The sequence below is a fragment of the Curtobacterium sp. VKM Ac-2852 genome, assembly GCF_013205045.1.
Lineage (GTDB): Bacteria > Actinomycetota > Actinomycetes > Actinomycetales > Microbacteriaceae > Curtobacterium > Curtobacterium flaccumfaciens.
Window position 1 is genome coordinate 156,823 of record NZ_JABMLI010000001.1, and the last position, 15,550, is coordinate 172,372.

Consider the following 15,550-nt stretch of genomic DNA (forward strand, 5'->3'; position numbering starts at 1 on the left):
CACTAGCCTGCACTGAGCATGACTCGCCCAACCAGCATCGTCGACAACCCTCTCGTCCGTCAGGCTCCGATCAGCGGCCTGTTGGCGCTGTCGGCGTTCCTGAGCGTCGTGATGCCGACGCTGGCGATCACCCAGCACCACCTGTTCGTCGCGAGCGTGATCGGTACGGTGGTCGCGACGCTGATGAGCGCGATCCCCACGCTCGTGCGCAGCGCGGCCTGGGTGGTGCCGGTCCTGCTCACCGTCGACTTCCTGACGATCGCGCTGCTGCGTACCGGGACGGGCTCCGGCTCCTCGCTGTTCACCGCGATCGTGGTGCTCCCCGTGGTCTGGTGGGCGTCGCTCGAGGGCCGTCGCACCGTGCTCTTCGCGATCGCGGGCATCGTGGTCGTGATCCTCGCGCCCTACGTCCTGACCCCGTCCGACGCGCCCGGCGCGAGTGAACTCGTCCGTCTGGGCATCCTCGTCGTCGTGTTCGGCACCGTCGCCGTCGTCGTGCACGAGCTCTCCCGCCGGGCTCGACGGAGCCTGCGCTCCGCCGAAGCGCGCGAGGGCAAGGTCCGCGCCGAGATCGACCGGGCAGCAGCGGTGCAGCGTTCCCTGCTCCCGACGACGACCGGTCGCATCACCGAGGACGTCGTCGTCGCCGGTGCCTGCCTGCCGGCCCGGAGCGTCGGTGGGGACTTCTTCGACTGGTACCCGACGCCGACCGGCGTGGCGGTGAGCCTCGGTGACGTCATGGGCAAGGGCGTCGGCGCGGGGCTGATCGCGGCCGCGGTGCGCGCGACCCTGCGCAGCGCCCGGACCGTCGAGGACCCCGGCGAGGCGCTGAAGCGGGCCTCCGACGGACTGACCGCCGAAGGTGTCGGGCCCGACCTCGCCTTCACCACGCTGTTCCACGCCCGGATCTCCGACGACGGCAGCCTCCAGTGGGCCGACGCCGGGCACGGGCTGAGCTTCGTCCTGCGCGCCGACGGGCACGTCGACCGGCTCCGGTCGGGCGACATGCCGCTCGGGCTCGGCATCCGCGAGGAGTGGGCGACGACCCAGGGCGCCCTCGAACCGGGTGACCTGCTCGTCTCGTTCAGCGACGGCGTGCTCGACCTGTACGACGACCTCGACGACACGATCGAGTCCGTCGCCGCGATCGCCCGCGCCGGCCGCGACCCGCACGCGGTCGTCCTCGCGCTGTCCGCCCGCGCCGACGAGGTGCCGCACGACGACGACGTCACGGTGATCGCCATCCGCCGGCAGCCCGTCGAGGTGGACACGGAGCGACCGCTCGCGATGCACGCCGACTGACGGCGCGGAACGAGCGCACGCCCACGGACGGCCCGGAACGAGCGCACGGCGACCGGCGGCGCTGAACGAACGCCGGCCTGCCGGGATTGGTACGCGCCGCCGCTCGAACCCGAATCGTGCGGCGACGCGTGCAGACGGTGAGCGCCTGCCCTCGGACGCCCTAGCGTCCTCGGTCTGCGGGGGCGGCCCGACGGGCCACCCGGAGGGTCAACCGACCCGGTCGAGGTCCCAGAGGGGCGGCACGTACGCGCGGGACCAGCCCTCGCGCAGGCGGGTCACGGCGCGGTCGAAGGCCTCGAGCAGGTCCATCTCCGGCCGCACCATGGACTGCAGCTGCAGCCCCTCGTAGGTCGCGAGCAACTGCTCCGAGCCGCGCGCCGGCTCCATCGTGCCGGGCTCACGGCCGAGCAGGACGTCGCGCTCCAGGGCGTGCTGCACGAAGGCGTGGAACCGTCGCCACCGGACGTGCAGCATCGGCGCGAGCGGGTGCTCGGGCGACGCCGCGATGTTCAGCGTCGCCGTCAGGAACCGCATGAGCGACGGGTCGGCCACGTTCGCGGTGACGATCGCGCGCAGGAACCGGATGGTGCCGTGCTGCTCGGCCAGGGGCATGAGCGGGAGGGTGCGCTCCTCGTTCCACCGGTCGATGGTCGCGAGCAGCAGACCGTCCCAGCTCGGGAACGTCCGGGCGACGACCTCGGTGTCCACACCGGCCGCAGCCGCGACGACCTCGGGGGTCACCTCGTGCAGCGGACGGGAACGCAACGCCGTGATCATCCCGTGGATGACCTCACCCCGCAGGGCGGTGTCGTCGGAGGTGGTGACCGGCGGCGTTTCGATGTGCATGCATACACTGCACCAGCCCGGAGCGACCGTGCACAGTCCCCCGAACGGGAACGCGCGTTCCCCGGACAGGCCCTACGGCTGGTCCGGCACCGTCACGATCCGGTTCTGGTACGCCCACACCACGGCCTGCAGCCGCGATCGCACCCCGAGCTTCGGCAGCATCCGCGCCAGGTGCGACTTGACGGTCGACACCTCGAGCACGAGCGCAGCGGCGATCTCCTCGTTCGACATCCCCTGCGCCAGCAGGAGGAGCACCTCGCGCTCGCGGGCGGTCAGCACGCCGTCGGCCCGGTCGCCGGAGACCGGCTGCAGGCTCCGCCGTGACACGAACTCCCGCAGCACCCGCCGGGTCAGGGCCTGGTCGAGCGTGCCGTTGCCGGCGGCGACCTGTCGCACGGCGTCGACGATGGTGTCCGGCTCGGCGTCCTTGAGCAGGAACCCGGACGCACCGGCCTCGAGCGCCCCGAACACGTAGTCGTCCAGGTCGAACGTCGTCAGCATGAGCGCGGGGATCGCCGGATCGGCGTCCGGAGCGCAGAAGATCCGGGCGAGTTCGATGCCGTTCATCACCGGCATCCGGATGTCCAGGCAGGCGACGTCGGGTCGCGTCTCGCGCGCCAGCGCGAGCGCCTCGCCGCCGTCGGCGGCCACCCCGACCACCTCGATGTCCGGCTCCGCGCCGAGCAGCGCGGACACCCCGGCGCGGACCAGGGGCTGGTCGTCCGCGACCAGCACGCGGATCACGCGACCACCCCGGTGCCGTCGGCGGCCTGCGCGGGTGCGGCAGGTGCCTCCCGGCCGAGCGCCAGCTCCACCAGCCATCCGCCGGTCGCGGTCGGGCCGGTCTGGAGGCGCGCCCCGACCAGGTCCGCCCGCTCGCGCATCCCCCGCAGACCGTTGCCGCCCGAGGGAGAGGTCCCCGCTGCTGGGACGGTGGCGGGTGCGTTCTCCACCCGGATCACCACCCGGGTCGCGTCACGGTCGTCGATGGTGACGGTGCACGGGGCGGACGGGGCGTGCAGGGCGGCGTTGGCGAGTGCCTCCTGGACGGTGCGGTAGGCGGCGAGCTGCGCGAGCGGGCCGACGCCGTCGGCCAGCGGGCGGTCATCCGGCAGCACGTCGAGCCGGACGTCACTGCGGAACCGCGCGCGTTCGGCCAGGTCGACGATGCCGGCGACCGTCTCGACGGCGCGCTCCGCTGGGGCGTCGTCGCGGAGCAGGCCGACCAGGCGGCGGAGGTCCTCGAGCACGGCGGTGCTCTGCTCCCGGACCTGGCGGGCGCCCTCGTGGGCACGCTCCGGGTCCGCGTCGATCTGCCGGTCGATGACGGCGGCCATCAGCGCGATGCCGGACAGGTGGTGCGCGGCGATGTCGTGGAGCTCACGGGCCATCGCGGCGCGTTCGCGGGACACCGCGGCGTCGACCAGGGCGTCCTGCTCACGGTTCACGGCGCTGGCCTCGGCGGTGCGGGCGACGCGGACCTCGCGGCGGGACTGCACCAGCAGGGTGACCAGCAGGGGCAGGCCCACGGCACCGATCGCCTGCAGCACGCCCTGCCCGAGCGAGCCGGCGAGGCCCGTCGAGAAGTCACCGCGGAACGCACCACCGGCGATGGCGAACAGCACCGCGCTGCCGGCGGCGACGAGCGCCCCGGCGACCAGGAGCGTCGGCCACAGGCGGGCCAGCGGGACACGGAGTGCGGCGAGGACGACGGCGACGACCACGGGCAGTGCGGTGAGGCCGAACACGTCGAACGACTCCGGGGCGAGCGCCGCGACCACCACCGGCAGGGCGGCGACCACGATCAGCACGGTGCGCGGTGCCCGACGGGCGGCGAGCAGGGCAGCCGACTGGACCAGCAAGCCGATGGCCAGGACGCTCCAGGCCAGGGTGAACGGTGCGGGCGCCCGCAGCGCCAGGGCGGCACCGTCGGGCTCGAGGGCGTCCAGGGGCGGCAGACCGAGCAGCAGCCCGAGGGCGACGACGGCCGTGCCGAGGGCGACGACGACGTCGACGCGGCGGGCGCGCTGTGCTGCCGGCTCGGCCGGTGCACGCTGCGCTGCCGGCTCGGCCGGTGCGCGCAGCGCGTCGTGCTCAGCGGGTGCCATCGTTGGATCCTACGAGGCGGGCGTGGGTGGGGACCGGTGCGTCGAGGGGCAGGGCGCGTCGGGCGGGGTCGTAGCCCAGCCGGCCACGGGTCGCGACGAGGAGCACCGCGGCGGCGATCGTCGACATGATGGTCAGGCCGATCATCAGCGTGCCGGCGGTCATGCTCGGGTACATCTCGGGGAAGAGCGTCGAGATCGTGTTGTTCACGCCGACGTGCAGCAGCAGGGCCAGGGGCAGGCTCTCGCGGGTCTTGTTGAAGACCTGGATCATCACGACGTTGAAGGTGATGGTGAACAGGGCGAACACGACGGGCTCGCTCCAGTGCGCGTTCGGCCAGCCGCCCCAGTCGCTGAAGTACAGCGGCATGTGCCAGAGCGCCCAGATCGGGCCGAGGATCGCGGCGGCACCGAGGCCTCCGAAGCGGTGCTGCAGGCGGGGCAGGGCGAAGTCGCGCCAGCCGGGCTCCTCGCTCAGGCCGGTCGAGAACAGCTGGATGATCAGCCCGGGCACGAGCATGGCGAAGGCCAGGGCCGAGGGGGCCCGCACGTCACCACCGGCGAACGGCAGCGCGGACACGACGATCAGGGCCGGCACGACGACGAGCGCCAGCGCGTACCAGTACCAGGCGACCCGCCAGCGGAACAGCCGTCCGACCCAGCGGCGGAGTCCCGCGCGACCGTCGGCGACCGCGGTGACGATGAACGCGCTGCCCAGCGGGCCGAGGAGCGCCCCGGGCAGGACGCCCGTGAACTGAGCGCTGCCCAGGACCTCGGGGAAGTGGATGTCCCACACGCCCATGCCGTGCGGCGACAGGATGTACGGCACCCACGCGAGCCAGCTCAGGCCGAGTGCCATGGTGAAGAAGGACACGAGCGGGTGCCGGGCGATGAGGCCGCGGACACCCCCTCGGTCGCGGGCTGCGGTGCCGGCGGTGGGCCGGACTTCGGTGGTGTTCGTCATGTACACGACGCTAGGAACCAGCGCGCTCGGGGACGACCGGCTTCGGGATGCACCTGCGGGAGTTCCATCGAAGGATGCAAGAGCCGTTCGGGCCCTGGTTTCGCCTGGGTGATGAACACGCCGTCGTCATCGCTCGACGCCCCGTCGTGCTCGAGACGCCGCGGTATTCGGAGGCGTCTCATGCGCTCGACGGCGTCGGGGGAAGACACCGGCGTCCCGAGCGGCGCACTCGCGCCCGGACGGTCAGGAGGCCCGGTGCCAGCTGACACCGGGCCTGGCGTCCGTCAGTGGGTCAGACCACGGCGCGCAACGCGTCCGCGATGCCCGTCAGCGCCACGTCGAGCTCGTCGGCGACGCGCTGGTGGGTCGCCGTCGAGCGACGGTAGGGGTCGTCCACGTCGTCGTCGGCCGGGTCGGCGGGCGGCGGGACGGTGCCGCGCAACCGGGCGACGCGTTCCACGAGCTGCTGCGGGGTCGTCACGTCGGCCAGGTCACCGGACTCGAGGCCGGCGAGCACCCGCGCGAACTGCTTGATCGTGAAGGTCCGCTTGGACGCCCGGGGCGCCAGGGAGACGGCGGCTGCACGGTGCGATCGCTCAGCGGTCAGCACCAGGTCGGCCCGCTCGACGATCTCGGCCGTCAGGTACCGCGACCGGTGGGCCGAGGGGTCGCCGCCGAGCCGCACGGACTGCTCGGCCGCGGCGGCGTCCATCGGGGCGCCGTCGTCCGCGATGGTGCCGGCCGACTCGACCACGAACGCCGGAGCGTCCGGGCCGAGCCGTGCCGTCAGGACCTGCGCGCCGAGCGGGGACCGGCAGATGTTGCCGCTGCAGACGAACAGGATCCGCATCGTCACGCTGCGTCGGTGCGTTCGCCGGCGCGCTCGTCGGCACGTTCGTCAGCGCCGAGCAGGTCGTGCCGCACGACGATGGCGTCACGGCCGGGGCCGACACCGATCGCGGAGATCCGTGCGCCGGACATCGCCTCGATGGCCAGGACGTAGTCCTGTGCGTTCTTCGGCAGGTCGTCGAAGGTGCGGGCTCCGGTGATGTCCTCGGTCCAGCCGGGGAACTCCTGGTACACCGGCTTCGCGTGGTGGAAGTCGGACTGGTTGACCGGGACCTCGTCGACACGGACGCCGTCGACCTCGTACGCGACGCACACCGGGATCGTCTCGAGCCCGGTCAGGACGTCGAGCTTGGTGAGCACGAAGTCGGTCACGCCGTTGATGCGTGCCGTGTAGCGGGCGATCGGGGCGTCGTACCAGCCACAGCGGCGCGGGCGGCCGGTGGTGGTGCCGAACTCGAAACCGTTGGCGCGCAGGAACTCGCCCGACTCGTCGAACAGCTCGGTCGGGAACGGACCGGCGCCGACGCGGGTCGTGTACGCCTTGACGATGCCGATGATCCGCTCGAGCTTGCCCGGGCCGATGCCGGAACCGGTCGCGGCGCCACCGGCGGTCGCGGACGACGAGGTGACGAACGGGTAGGTGCCGTGGTCGACGTCGAGCATCGTGGCCTGGCCGGCTTCGAACAGGACGGTCTCGCCACGCTCCAGGGCACGGTGGATCTCGAGGGCGGTGTCGGCGACCATCGGGCGCAGGCGCTCGGCGAACGAGAGCAGCGACTCGACGACTTCTTCGGGGTCGATCGCGCGGCGGTTGAAGACCTTGACCAGCAGGTGGTTCTTCTGGTCGAGCGCCGCCTCGACCTTCTGGCGCAGGATGTTCTCGTCGAAGATGTCCTGGATCCGGATGCCGACGCGGTTGATCTTGTCGGCGTAGGTCGGGCCGATGCCGCGACCGGTGGTGCCGATCTGGCGCTTGCCCAGGAACCGCTCGGTCACCTTGTCGACGGTGCGGTGGTAGTGCGTGATGACGTGGGCGTTGGCCGACACGAGCAGCTTCGAGACGTCGACGCCGCGGGCGCGCAGGGCGTCGAGCTCCTGGAACAGCACCTCGAGGTCGACGACGACGCCGTTGCCGATGACCGGGGTCACGCCGGGCGTCAGGATGCCGGAGGGCAGCAGGTGCAGCGCGTACTTCTCGCCGCCGACGACGACGGTGTGGCCGGCGTTGTTGCCGCCGTTGAACTTCACGACGTAGTCGATGCGGGAGCCGAGGAGGTCGGTGGCCTTCCCCTTGCCCTCGTCGCCCCACTGGGCGCCGATGATGACTGCTGCGGGCATCTGGTTCTCCTCACGTTGGCGGAGGACCGCACACGGCCGTCCGGGCCGGTGGTCCACCCGAGTCTATCGGCTGGTCACCTGCGCGTCACCCGCCGTGACGCCCTGTGGACCGTGGGCCCCTTGTCCACATCCAGCGCACCTGGGTGTCCGTCCGGATCCGTCGGAGCACGGTCGGACCCGTCCAGATCCACCAGGGAAGGAGCACGACATGAGCGGCATCGGAGACAAGGCGAAGGACTTCGCCGACAGCGACAAGGGCGAGAAGGCCACGGACGCCGGCCTCGACAAGGCGGGCGACGCGGCCGACAAGGCGACCGGCGGCGGGCACGGCGACCAGATCGGCAAGGCCGAGGACGCGGCCGACGGCAAGATCGGCGAGTGACGTCCGAGACGCCACCGACGTACAGACGGGAGGCGCGGTGCCAGCTGGCACCGCGCCTCCCGTCTGTCGGTCGGTGCGTCCCGGATCACCCGGCCGACCCCGGATCAGCTCCGGAAGAAGTCCTGGTACGACGGGTCACCGACGGGCTGGGAGTGCCCGGGCTCGGCCAGGCGCTGCTCGATCATGGCCTGGATGACGTCCGGCGGAGTGAGTCCACGACGGCGCCACTCGACCGGGTTGGACCGGAGCTGGTTCAGCGTGTTCTGCATGGGAGCAACACTGGCACCACGTAACTAGTTTGTCTAACTACCTGTCCTGTACACGCACCGGCGAGACGTGACTCCTGCACGAACAAGAGGTGCCGAGCCCGATCCGGGCCCGGCACCTCCTGGTCACCGTGTCGAACGGCGGATCAGCGCGCCACCTTGGCGGTCGGCGTCGACGTCGCCGTGCCGTCCTGGTAGCCCGTCGCCTTCGCGACGACCGTCACCGAGATCCGGTGCCCCGCGTCAGCGGAGCCGAGCGTGTACGACGAACCCGTGGCGTTCGTCACGGCCTTGCCGTCGCGCAGCCACCGGTACGAGTAGGTGACGCCCGTGCCGTCCCACTTGCCGTGGCCCGCCTTGAGCTTCGACCCGACCTTCGGCGTGCCGGCGATCGACACCCCGCTGCCCTTCTGGAGCTGCAGGGTCGGAGCCACCCAGGTCGCGGCGACACTCTGTGCCTGGCTGCCGACCGCGTTGCCGAGGTGGAGCAGCAGGACCCGGGCACTCGCGACACCGGGCGACCGCGTGACCTGGAGCGAGCCCCGGTCGGCGAAGACGACACCCGTCGACGAGCCCTGTGCGAAGGCCAGGGGCGGCTTCGCCGGGTTGAAGGCCACCGCGGTGGTCTCGTCCACGATCGACGAACCGCTCGTGGCCGCGGCCGGAGCGTAGGCCGACTCGGTCAGGACCGAGTACGTGAACGTCGACGTCGCACCGATCACCGCGGCATCCACCGTCAGCACCTTCACCGTGCTGTCGAAGGTGTTGACGTCCTGGCCGGGCGCACCGCCGTTGAGGGGCTGCGCGTCCACGGTCTTGCCGGTCGCGAGGTCCACCGTCGTGGCGAGGGTGGCGTCGATGGTCGCCGACTTCGCGTCGTAGACCAGGTAGTCCGGCTCACCGTCGCGGTCCGTGTCGATCAGCACCTCGACGTTGGTCACGGCGCCGGGGTTGGCGTCGGGTCCCGCGGTCTGGATGCCGAACGCCAGCTTGCCGGAGGCCTTGTCGAAGCTCGCCCCGTAGGCCCGGACGTCCGCTGCCCGGAGCGACTGCGACGCCGAACCGTCCGCGAACGTCTCCTGGGGGTCCGTCCCGCCGAGCACGAACGGCGCGACCGCCGCGTGGTACCCCGTCGTCGCCGTCCCCTGGTCGACCACCCGGCCACGAAGCGGCAGGTCGGCGGTCTTCTGGGAGCCGGTGTACGTGATGCCCGCGCCGCGGACGGCGCTCACGGGCTTCGGCGCGACGTACGTGCCGACCCGCAGCGGACCGGTCGTGGTGTCGGTCGGGGTGAAGGTGACGAGCCCGGTGGCCGCCGCGACGAACTCGCGCTGGTACCCCTTCTGGACCGACTCCTGGGTGGGGTCGATGACCCGGCGGAGGGCCGTCGGGTCGGCGATCGTGAACGTCAGGTCCACGACGGCACCCCGGCCCGGCTGGACCGTGACGCGCTTGGTGCTGAGCGAGAACGCCACACCCGGCTGGGACACCCGCGGCTGGTAGGCCACGTCGTAGGTGTGCGCGGTCGAGCTGGTGTTCTCGACGAGCAGGGACCGGGTCTCGGTGGTCTTCTCGGCGACCTCGACGACACCGAACGAGGCGGTGACGAGCTGGCCGTTCTCGACGCTGCGGACCGTGGTGTCCGCCGTGACGGCCTGCAGCGCGTCGACGCGGCCGGTGCCCTGGCGAAGCAGGGTCGCGGTGCCGTCGCCGTCCTTGACGTCGTGCGTCGCCGTGTTCATCAGCGCCGCCTTCACCTGCGGGGCGGACCAGGTCGGGTGCGACTGGAACGTCAGCGCCGCGATGCCCGCGACGTCCGGCGTTGCCATCGAGGTGCCGCTCATCGACATGCGGCCGTCACCGGTGCCGTTGGCCGCCGAGATCACGTTGACCCCGGGGCCGGCGATGTCCGGCTTGACGATGTCGGCGAACGACCCGTGCACGCCACGGCTGGTGAAGGAAGCGAGCGTGTTCACGGCGTCCGCCTCGAAGGCGACCTCGAAGCCCTTGAGCTCGTCCGCGAAGCGGACGTGCATGGTCCCCGCCTTCGCGGTGGCCTGGAGGCTCGCCACGCTCTTCGCGGTCAGCTCGGCACCCGGGATGGTCGCGTTGCCACCGATGCCGGATTCGAACGTGTCGAGCGTGCCCGCCAGCAGGACACCGACGCCACCGGCAGCCTCGACGTTGTTGAAGCGCACGGCGGAACCGCACTCGAGGGCGGCATCCGTCCACTTCAGCCAGACGACCTTGCCCGCGATCTCCGCGGCGTCAGCGGGGCTGAACGCTGCGCAGCCGTCGATGTTCGTGGTCGGGACGACGACGTCGCCCTCGACGGGCAGGGTGCCCTTGAAGTTGGACGAGTACTGCGAACGGTAGGTCTTCGCGACGTCGGCCGGCGCGGTGACCTGGACGCCGTCGTAGAGCGACTGGCCGGTGGCGCTCGCGGCGACGGTGAGCGCACCCTCGGCGTTGCCCGGCGCACCACCGATGTCGGTGAAGTCGTCGGCGTTGCCCGAGGCGATCACGGGGAGCACCCCGCGAGCGGTCAGTGCGTCGATCTTGGCGTTGTCGGGGTCGTCCGGCGCGCCGTAGTCGGAGCCGAGCGACAGGTTCAGGACGTTGATGTCCTTGCCCTGGGTGAGTGCCTGACCCACCCAGTCGAGCGCGGCACCGGTGACGTCGGTCGAGCCGCCGTCGTCACCGAAGACCTTCAGGGCGTACAGGCCGGCCTCGGGCGCGGTGCCCGGCCCGATCCACATGTCCTGCACCTGCTGCGAGGTGAGCTTGGTGTAGTCACCGGCGAACCGCTGCTTGTCGGCGGTCAGGCCGTAGCCGGCGATCGAGCCGGACACGTGCGTGCCGTGGTCGCCGCCCTTGCCGTCGATCGGGTTGTCGTCGGGAGCCGGCACCGGGTCGTAGGTGTTCGGGTCCGTCGGGTCGGCGTTGTAGGTCGCACCGGCGAAGTCGTACCCGCCGAGGAACTTCGACGCGTCGTACAGGCTGGGGTCCGGGGCGCCGCCGCTCGCGTTCGCCAGAGCCTGCTGGTACGCCTCGGTGGTGCCGGGGCCACCGAAGTCGGCCTGGGTGTAGTCGAGACCGGTGTCGAGGACGGCGACGTTGACGTCCTTGCCGGTGTGGCCGGTCTGCTGCCAGGCATCGAGCGAGCGCGTGTAGACGTCGCTCGCGGCGTTCTTCGGCGCGACGCCGTCGGCACCGGGGCGCACCAGGCTCGGGTCGACGCCCGAGGGAGCGGCGTCGGCGTTCTCGTTGACCGTCGGCTCGACGATCTTCTTCGGCGTGAGCGGGATGATGCTCTCGACGTCGGAGCGCTCCGCGATCTGCCGGAACGCGTCGACGTCGGCGACGACCGCGACTCCGGGGACGGTGTACTCGGTCGAGTAGAGCTCGGCCGCCTGGGCGTCAGCGCGCTTGACGGCCGACCGCACCGCGGCGACGGTCGACTGGATGGCCTCGACGCGGTTCTTGGCTGCGGAGGACTGGGTCCGCGACTTCGTCAGGTCCCCGCCCTTCGCCTTGGCGTCCACTTCGAGGGCACCCTGGCCGGTCGTGCGCACGAACGCGGCGACGGTCTTCGTCGGCTTGGCGTCACGGAGCGGGGCGGAGAGCTTGAGGTCGGCCACCGAGATCCCGGCCGGAGCTGCGGAGGCCGCGCCCCCGACTGCGAGACCGCCACACGCGAGGGCCGCGACGGCGATGCCGGCGGTCAGGACGCGGGTGAAGCGATGGGGTGTTGGGTTCGGGTCGGGAATCGGTGTTGCACGGTTCAAAGAGGGCACTCCAGGCTCAGTCCGTGGTTCGCATGAGATTCCTGTGAAGCTATGCGTTCGTTCTCAGGCTGGACAGTCCGCTCTTTGGGGGACTCCCCTCGTCCGGGGGACGGAACCTGTTAAGTTGCACACCTGTGTGCACGTTATTACGATGGGGTGCGTGACCACCACCGAGCAGCCCTCCCGCGCGCCCCGCCGCGACGCCACGGAGAACCGGGCAGCCCTCCTCGACGCGGCGAAGACCTGCCTGCAGCAGGACCCTGATGCCTCGATCGAGACGATCGCCGCCTCCGCCGGCCTCTCGCGTCGTGCGGTGTACGGACACTTCCCCTCGCGCGACGACCTGGTGCGCGAGGTCGTGACCGCCGGCGCCGCCCGGATCGCCGCCGCCATGCCCACCACCTCGGACCTGCAGGAGCTCCCGCCGGCCGCACGCCTCGCCGCCATCGCCGTGACGCTCTGGAGCGAGGTGTCGCACGTCCGCTCGATGGCCCGGGTCGCCGTGCGCAGCCCCTTCGCCGAACCCGTCGCCGAGGTGTTCGCCCCGTTGCGCTCGCAGGTGCGCCAGGCGTGCGCGCTCGGGATCGCCGACGGCGCCATGCGGGACGACGTCGACCCCGAGACCCTCGGCCGTCTGGTCGAGGGCGCGTGCATCGCCGTCCTCGACGAGGCCACCCGTTCCGGCACGAGCGATGAGGACGGACGGCGCATGGTGGTGGTGTCGGCGCTGGGCATGGCCGGCATCGACTGGCGCACCGCACTGCTCTCCGAACCCGCTGCTCCCGCTCCCGCCCCCGCCTCTGCCCCGAAGGACCACGCATGACGCTCGAACTCGACCACGTCGGCATCGGCGAGGAGCCCGGCGCGCCCCTGCCCGTCGTCTCCGCCGTCGCCGCCCCCGGACGCCCGGGGGTCCTCGCCGTCGAGACCGAGCAGGCACCCGTCCTCGCGTCACTCGTCGCCGGTGGCCGCATGCAGCCCGACACCGGCCGTCTGCTGCTCGACGGCCACGAGGACCCGGCAGCCGTCCGGCGCGCGTTCGCCCTGGTCGACACCCCCGGGGTCGCCGAGCCGTTCCCCGTCATGACCCTCAAGCAGATCGTGCGCGAGGAGCTCGCGTTCGCCGGGCAGCGCCCGAACCGCGAGCACGTCGACACCGTGCTCGACGAGCTCGGACTGCGGGACTACGTCGACACCGCCGTGCAGCGGGTGCCGACCGCCGTGCGCATCCGACTGCTCGTCGAACTCGCCCTGCTCCGCGACGGTGTGACCGGCATCGTGATCACCTCGCCCGAGCGACACGGCGGCGCCGTCGAGGACTGGTTCCAGGTGGTCCGCGACGTCGCACGACGGGGCGTGACCGTGGTCCTCGTGACCTCGAAGGCCGCCGCCACGACCGTCGAGCACCTGCTCGACACGATCGACACGCACGACGACGTCGCGACGCAAGACGACGTCGCGACGCACGTGACGCCCCAGACCGAGGACCCCGAGGACGTGGCCCGAACCGACGGAACCGAGCCGGGCCTCCCGGCCGCTCCTTCCGGCACCGAAGCATCCGCAACCGTCCCGACGGAGGCACAGAAGTGACCACCACCTCGCTCGTCCGCGCAGAACTCGCGCGGCTCACCGCGACCCCGCTCGCACGCCTGGCGTTCATTGCGCTGATGATCGTGCCGCTGCTGTACGGCGGTGCCTACCTGTGGGCGAACCGCGACCCCTACGCGAAGCTCGACCAGATCCCCGCCGCGATCGTGAACCTCGACGCCGGCGCCACGCTGGACGGCGAGCACGTCGACTACGGCAAGGACGTCACGAAGGAGGCCATCGACGGCGCCGACTTCAAGTGGACGAAGACGAGTGCCGCCGATGCCCGCTCCGGCGTCCGGAACGGCACCTACGACTTCGTCGTCACCATCCCGCACGACTTCTCCGAGCACCTGGTGTCCGCGCAGTCCGACGACCCGACGCAGGCGAAGCTCGTCATGACGACGGCCGACACGAACTCGTACCTGGCGTCGACCATCGCCGAGCAGGCGGGCAAGACCATGCGCACCGCCGTCGCCGAGCGGGTCGGCAAGCAGGCGGCGAAGACCCTGCTCGTGGGGCTCGCCGACGTGCGGGACAGCCTCGGCGACGCCGTCGACGGGGCCGATGAACTCGCCTCCGGAACCGCCAAGGCGGACTCGGGCGCGCACCAGCTCGCCGACGGCACGGGCAAGCTGTCGTCCGGCGCGGCGGAGCTCGCGTCCGGCACGGCCGACCTGCCGTCGCAGACCCAGCAGCTGAACAGCGGGGCGCAACAGGTGGCGTCGGGGGCGTCGACCCTGGCGTCCGGGCTGGCCAGTGCGCAGCAGCAGACGGCGGCGCTGCCGTCGCAGACGCAGCAGTTGAACAGTGGGGCGCAGCAGGTCGCGGCCGGCAACAAGCAGCTCGCCGACACGGTCGACTCGTACAGCGCCGACGTCGATTCGCTCCGACCCCTCGACGCACAGACCGTGATCTCGGGCATCACCGACAACCTGCCCGAGGGTGTCGAGCTCACCGAGGAGCAGCAGGCTGCCCTGCAGTCGACCGTCACCGACGCCGTCACCCGGGTCAACACCGCCGGTGCCTCCGCGAAGAGCACCTACGAAACGACGAAGTCCTCGGTGGACAAGCTCCGTGACGGCTCCGCACAGGTTGCGGCCGGTACTTCGTCGCTCGCCTCCGCGGCGCCGACGCTCGCGTCCGGCATCTCCTCGGCGGCGACGGGGGCATCCACGCTCGCATCGGGGGCCGCCCAGGTGGCGGACGGCACGTCGAAGCTGGCCTCGGCCGCTCCGACGCTGTCATCCGGTGCGTCGCAGCTCGCGACCGGTGCGAAGACCGCCGACCAGGGCGCGTCATCACTCGCGTCGGGGCTCGACAAGCTCACGACCGGGTCGTCGAAGCTCGCGTCGTCGCTCGACGAGGGCCGCACGAAGATCCCGGCGTCGAACGCCTCGGAGCGTGAGTCGCAGGCCTCGGTCATCTCCGACCCGGTCAAGGTCGGGGACGACAACGTCGCTGCCGCGTCGAACTACGGTGCCGGTCTCGCGCCGTTCTTCATCTCGCTCGCCGCCTGGATCGGCATGTACGCGCTGTTCCTCATCCTCAAGCCGATCTCCAAGCGTGCGATCACGGCGGTGCGGAAGCCCCTCGCGGTGGTGTTCGGCGGATGGCTGACCCCAGCGCTCCTCGGCCTGGTGCAGATGGTGGCGCTGTTCTTCATCGTGCGCTTCGCCCTCGACCTGAACGTCGTGCACGTCGGCGGCACGATCGGGATCATGGTGCTGGCCTCGGCGACCTTCGCGGCGATCATCATGGCGCTCAACGTGCTGCTCGGATCGGTCGGGCAGTTCCTCGGCCTGGTGCTCATGCTCGTGCAGCTCGTCACCGCCGGTGGCACGTTCCCGTGGCAGACGCTGCCGGGGCCGTTGGCGGCGCTGCACTTCGCGTTGCCGATGACGTACTCGGTCGACGCGATCCGGCAGACGATGTACGGCGGGAACCTCGGCGCCGCGTGGTCCGACGCGGGCGTGCTGCTCTGCTGGCTGCTCGGGGCGCTCCTGGTGTCCTTCGTGGTCACGGCGCGGCAGACCCGTTCCCGCACGCTGCGCGACCTGCGCCCGAGCCTGATCGGGTAGCGGGCGCGGCACGGGGCGGGGCCGGCGCCGGCGCCGCACGCT

At 71.7% G+C, this 15,550-nt stretch carries 13 protein-coding genes; 5 read left to right on the forward strand and 8 right to left on the reverse strand.

The features are described 5' to 3' along the window. The first annotated feature begins 18 nt into the window (after positions 1-18). Positions 19-1,302 (forward strand): PP2C family protein-serine/threonine phosphatase, encoded by a 1,284-nt coding sequence (locus HQQ79_RS00780; RefSeq protein WP_173032180.1) that lies wholly within the window; start codon positions 19-21, stop codon positions 1,300-1,302. A gap of 207 nt (positions 1,303-1,509) precedes the next feature. On the opposite strand, the gene HQQ79_RS00785 is transcribed toward HQQ79_RS00780, so the two are convergent. The 6 genes from HQQ79_RS00785 to HQQ79_RS00810 all read right to left on the reverse strand — a co-directional run bounded on the left by HQQ79_RS00785 (position 1,510) and on the right by HQQ79_RS00810 (position 7,404). Further along, positions 1,510-2,148 carry a TetR/AcrR family transcriptional regulator gene (locus HQQ79_RS00785; protein WP_173032181.1) on the reverse strand — a complete coding sequence of 213 codons (639 nt, stop codon included), beginning with the start codon at positions 2,146-2,148 and terminating at the stop codon, positions 1,510-1,512. 72 nt (positions 2,149-2,220) lie between these two features. Then, complete coding sequence (locus HQQ79_RS00790; protein WP_071248459.1) at positions 2,221-2,892, reverse strand: response regulator transcription factor; 672 nt, start codon at positions 2,890-2,892, stop codon at positions 2,221-2,223. Then, complete coding sequence (locus HQQ79_RS00795) at positions 2,889-4,256, reverse strand: sensor histidine kinase (protein WP_173032182.1); 1,368 nt, start codon at positions 4,254-4,256, stop codon at positions 2,889-2,891. The genes HQQ79_RS00790 and HQQ79_RS00795 overlap by 4 nt, the downstream gene beginning before the upstream one ends. Beyond that, a complete protein-coding gene (locus tag HQQ79_RS00800) occupies positions 4,243-5,217 on the reverse strand; it encodes a CPBP family intramembrane glutamic endopeptidase (protein ID WP_173032183.1) in 975 nt (324 codons plus the stop codon). The genes HQQ79_RS00795 and HQQ79_RS00800 overlap by 14 nt, the downstream gene beginning before the upstream one ends. A 292-nt stretch (positions 5,218-5,509) precedes the next feature. Next, complete coding sequence (locus HQQ79_RS00805) at positions 5,510-6,067, reverse strand: low molecular weight phosphatase family protein (RefSeq protein ID WP_254066092.1); 558 nt, start codon at positions 6,065-6,067, stop codon at positions 5,510-5,512. A 2-nt stretch (positions 6,068-6,069) separates the two neighbouring features. Continuing rightward, on the reverse strand, positions 6,070-7,404 hold the full coding sequence (locus HQQ79_RS00810) for an adenylosuccinate synthase (RefSeq protein ID WP_111056792.1): 1,335 nt from the start codon (positions 7,402-7,404) through the stop codon (positions 6,070-6,072). A gap of 208 nt (positions 7,405-7,612) precedes the next feature. On the opposite strand from HQQ79_RS00810, the gene HQQ79_RS00815 reads away from it, so the two are divergent. After that, complete coding sequence (locus HQQ79_RS00815) at positions 7,613-7,786, forward strand: antitoxin (RefSeq protein WP_173032185.1); 174 nt, start codon at positions 7,613-7,615, stop codon at positions 7,784-7,786. 104 nt (positions 7,787-7,890) lie between these two features. On the opposite strand, the gene HQQ79_RS00820 is transcribed toward HQQ79_RS00815, so the two are convergent. Together HQQ79_RS00820 and HQQ79_RS00825 are read right to left on the reverse strand one after the other, a co-directional pair. Continuing rightward, on the reverse strand, positions 7,891-8,055 hold the full coding sequence (locus HQQ79_RS00820) for a hypothetical protein (protein ID WP_155896763.1): 165 nt from the start codon (positions 8,053-8,055) through the stop codon (positions 7,891-7,893). A gap of 143 nt (positions 8,056-8,198) precedes the next feature. Beyond that, entirely contained in the window at positions 8,199-11,693 is a 3,495-nt protein-coding gene (locus HQQ79_RS00825; RefSeq protein ID WP_173032186.1) for a S8 family serine peptidase, read from the reverse strand. A gap of 307 nt (positions 11,694-12,000) precedes the next feature. Here HQQ79_RS00825 and HQQ79_RS00830 point away from each other — a divergent pair, with 307 nt between their 5' ends. Genes HQQ79_RS00830 through HQQ79_RS00840 form a run of 3 tightly spaced genes read left to right on the forward strand, consistent with a single transcriptional unit; the run spans position 12,001 to position 15,508 of the window. Next, positions 12,001-12,663, forward strand: a complete 663-nt coding sequence (locus HQQ79_RS00830) for a TetR/AcrR family transcriptional regulator (protein ID WP_173032187.1) — start codon at positions 12,001-12,003, stop codon at positions 12,661-12,663. Continuing rightward, the gene (locus tag HQQ79_RS00835; protein WP_173032188.1) at positions 12,660-13,430 is read left to right on the forward strand and encodes a hypothetical protein; all 771 of its coding nucleotides are present in this window, start codon (positions 12,660-12,662) and stop codon (positions 13,428-13,430) included. The genes HQQ79_RS00830 and HQQ79_RS00835 overlap by 4 nt, the downstream gene beginning before the upstream one ends. Further along, positions 13,427-15,508: a YhgE/Pip domain-containing protein gene (locus HQQ79_RS00840; protein ID WP_173032189.1), complete on the forward strand. Its 2,082-nt coding sequence runs from the start codon at positions 13,427-13,429 to the stop codon at positions 15,506-15,508. Before HQQ79_RS00835 ends, HQQ79_RS00840 begins: the two co-directional genes overlap by 4 nt. Positions 15,509-15,550: the final 42 nt, after the last annotated feature.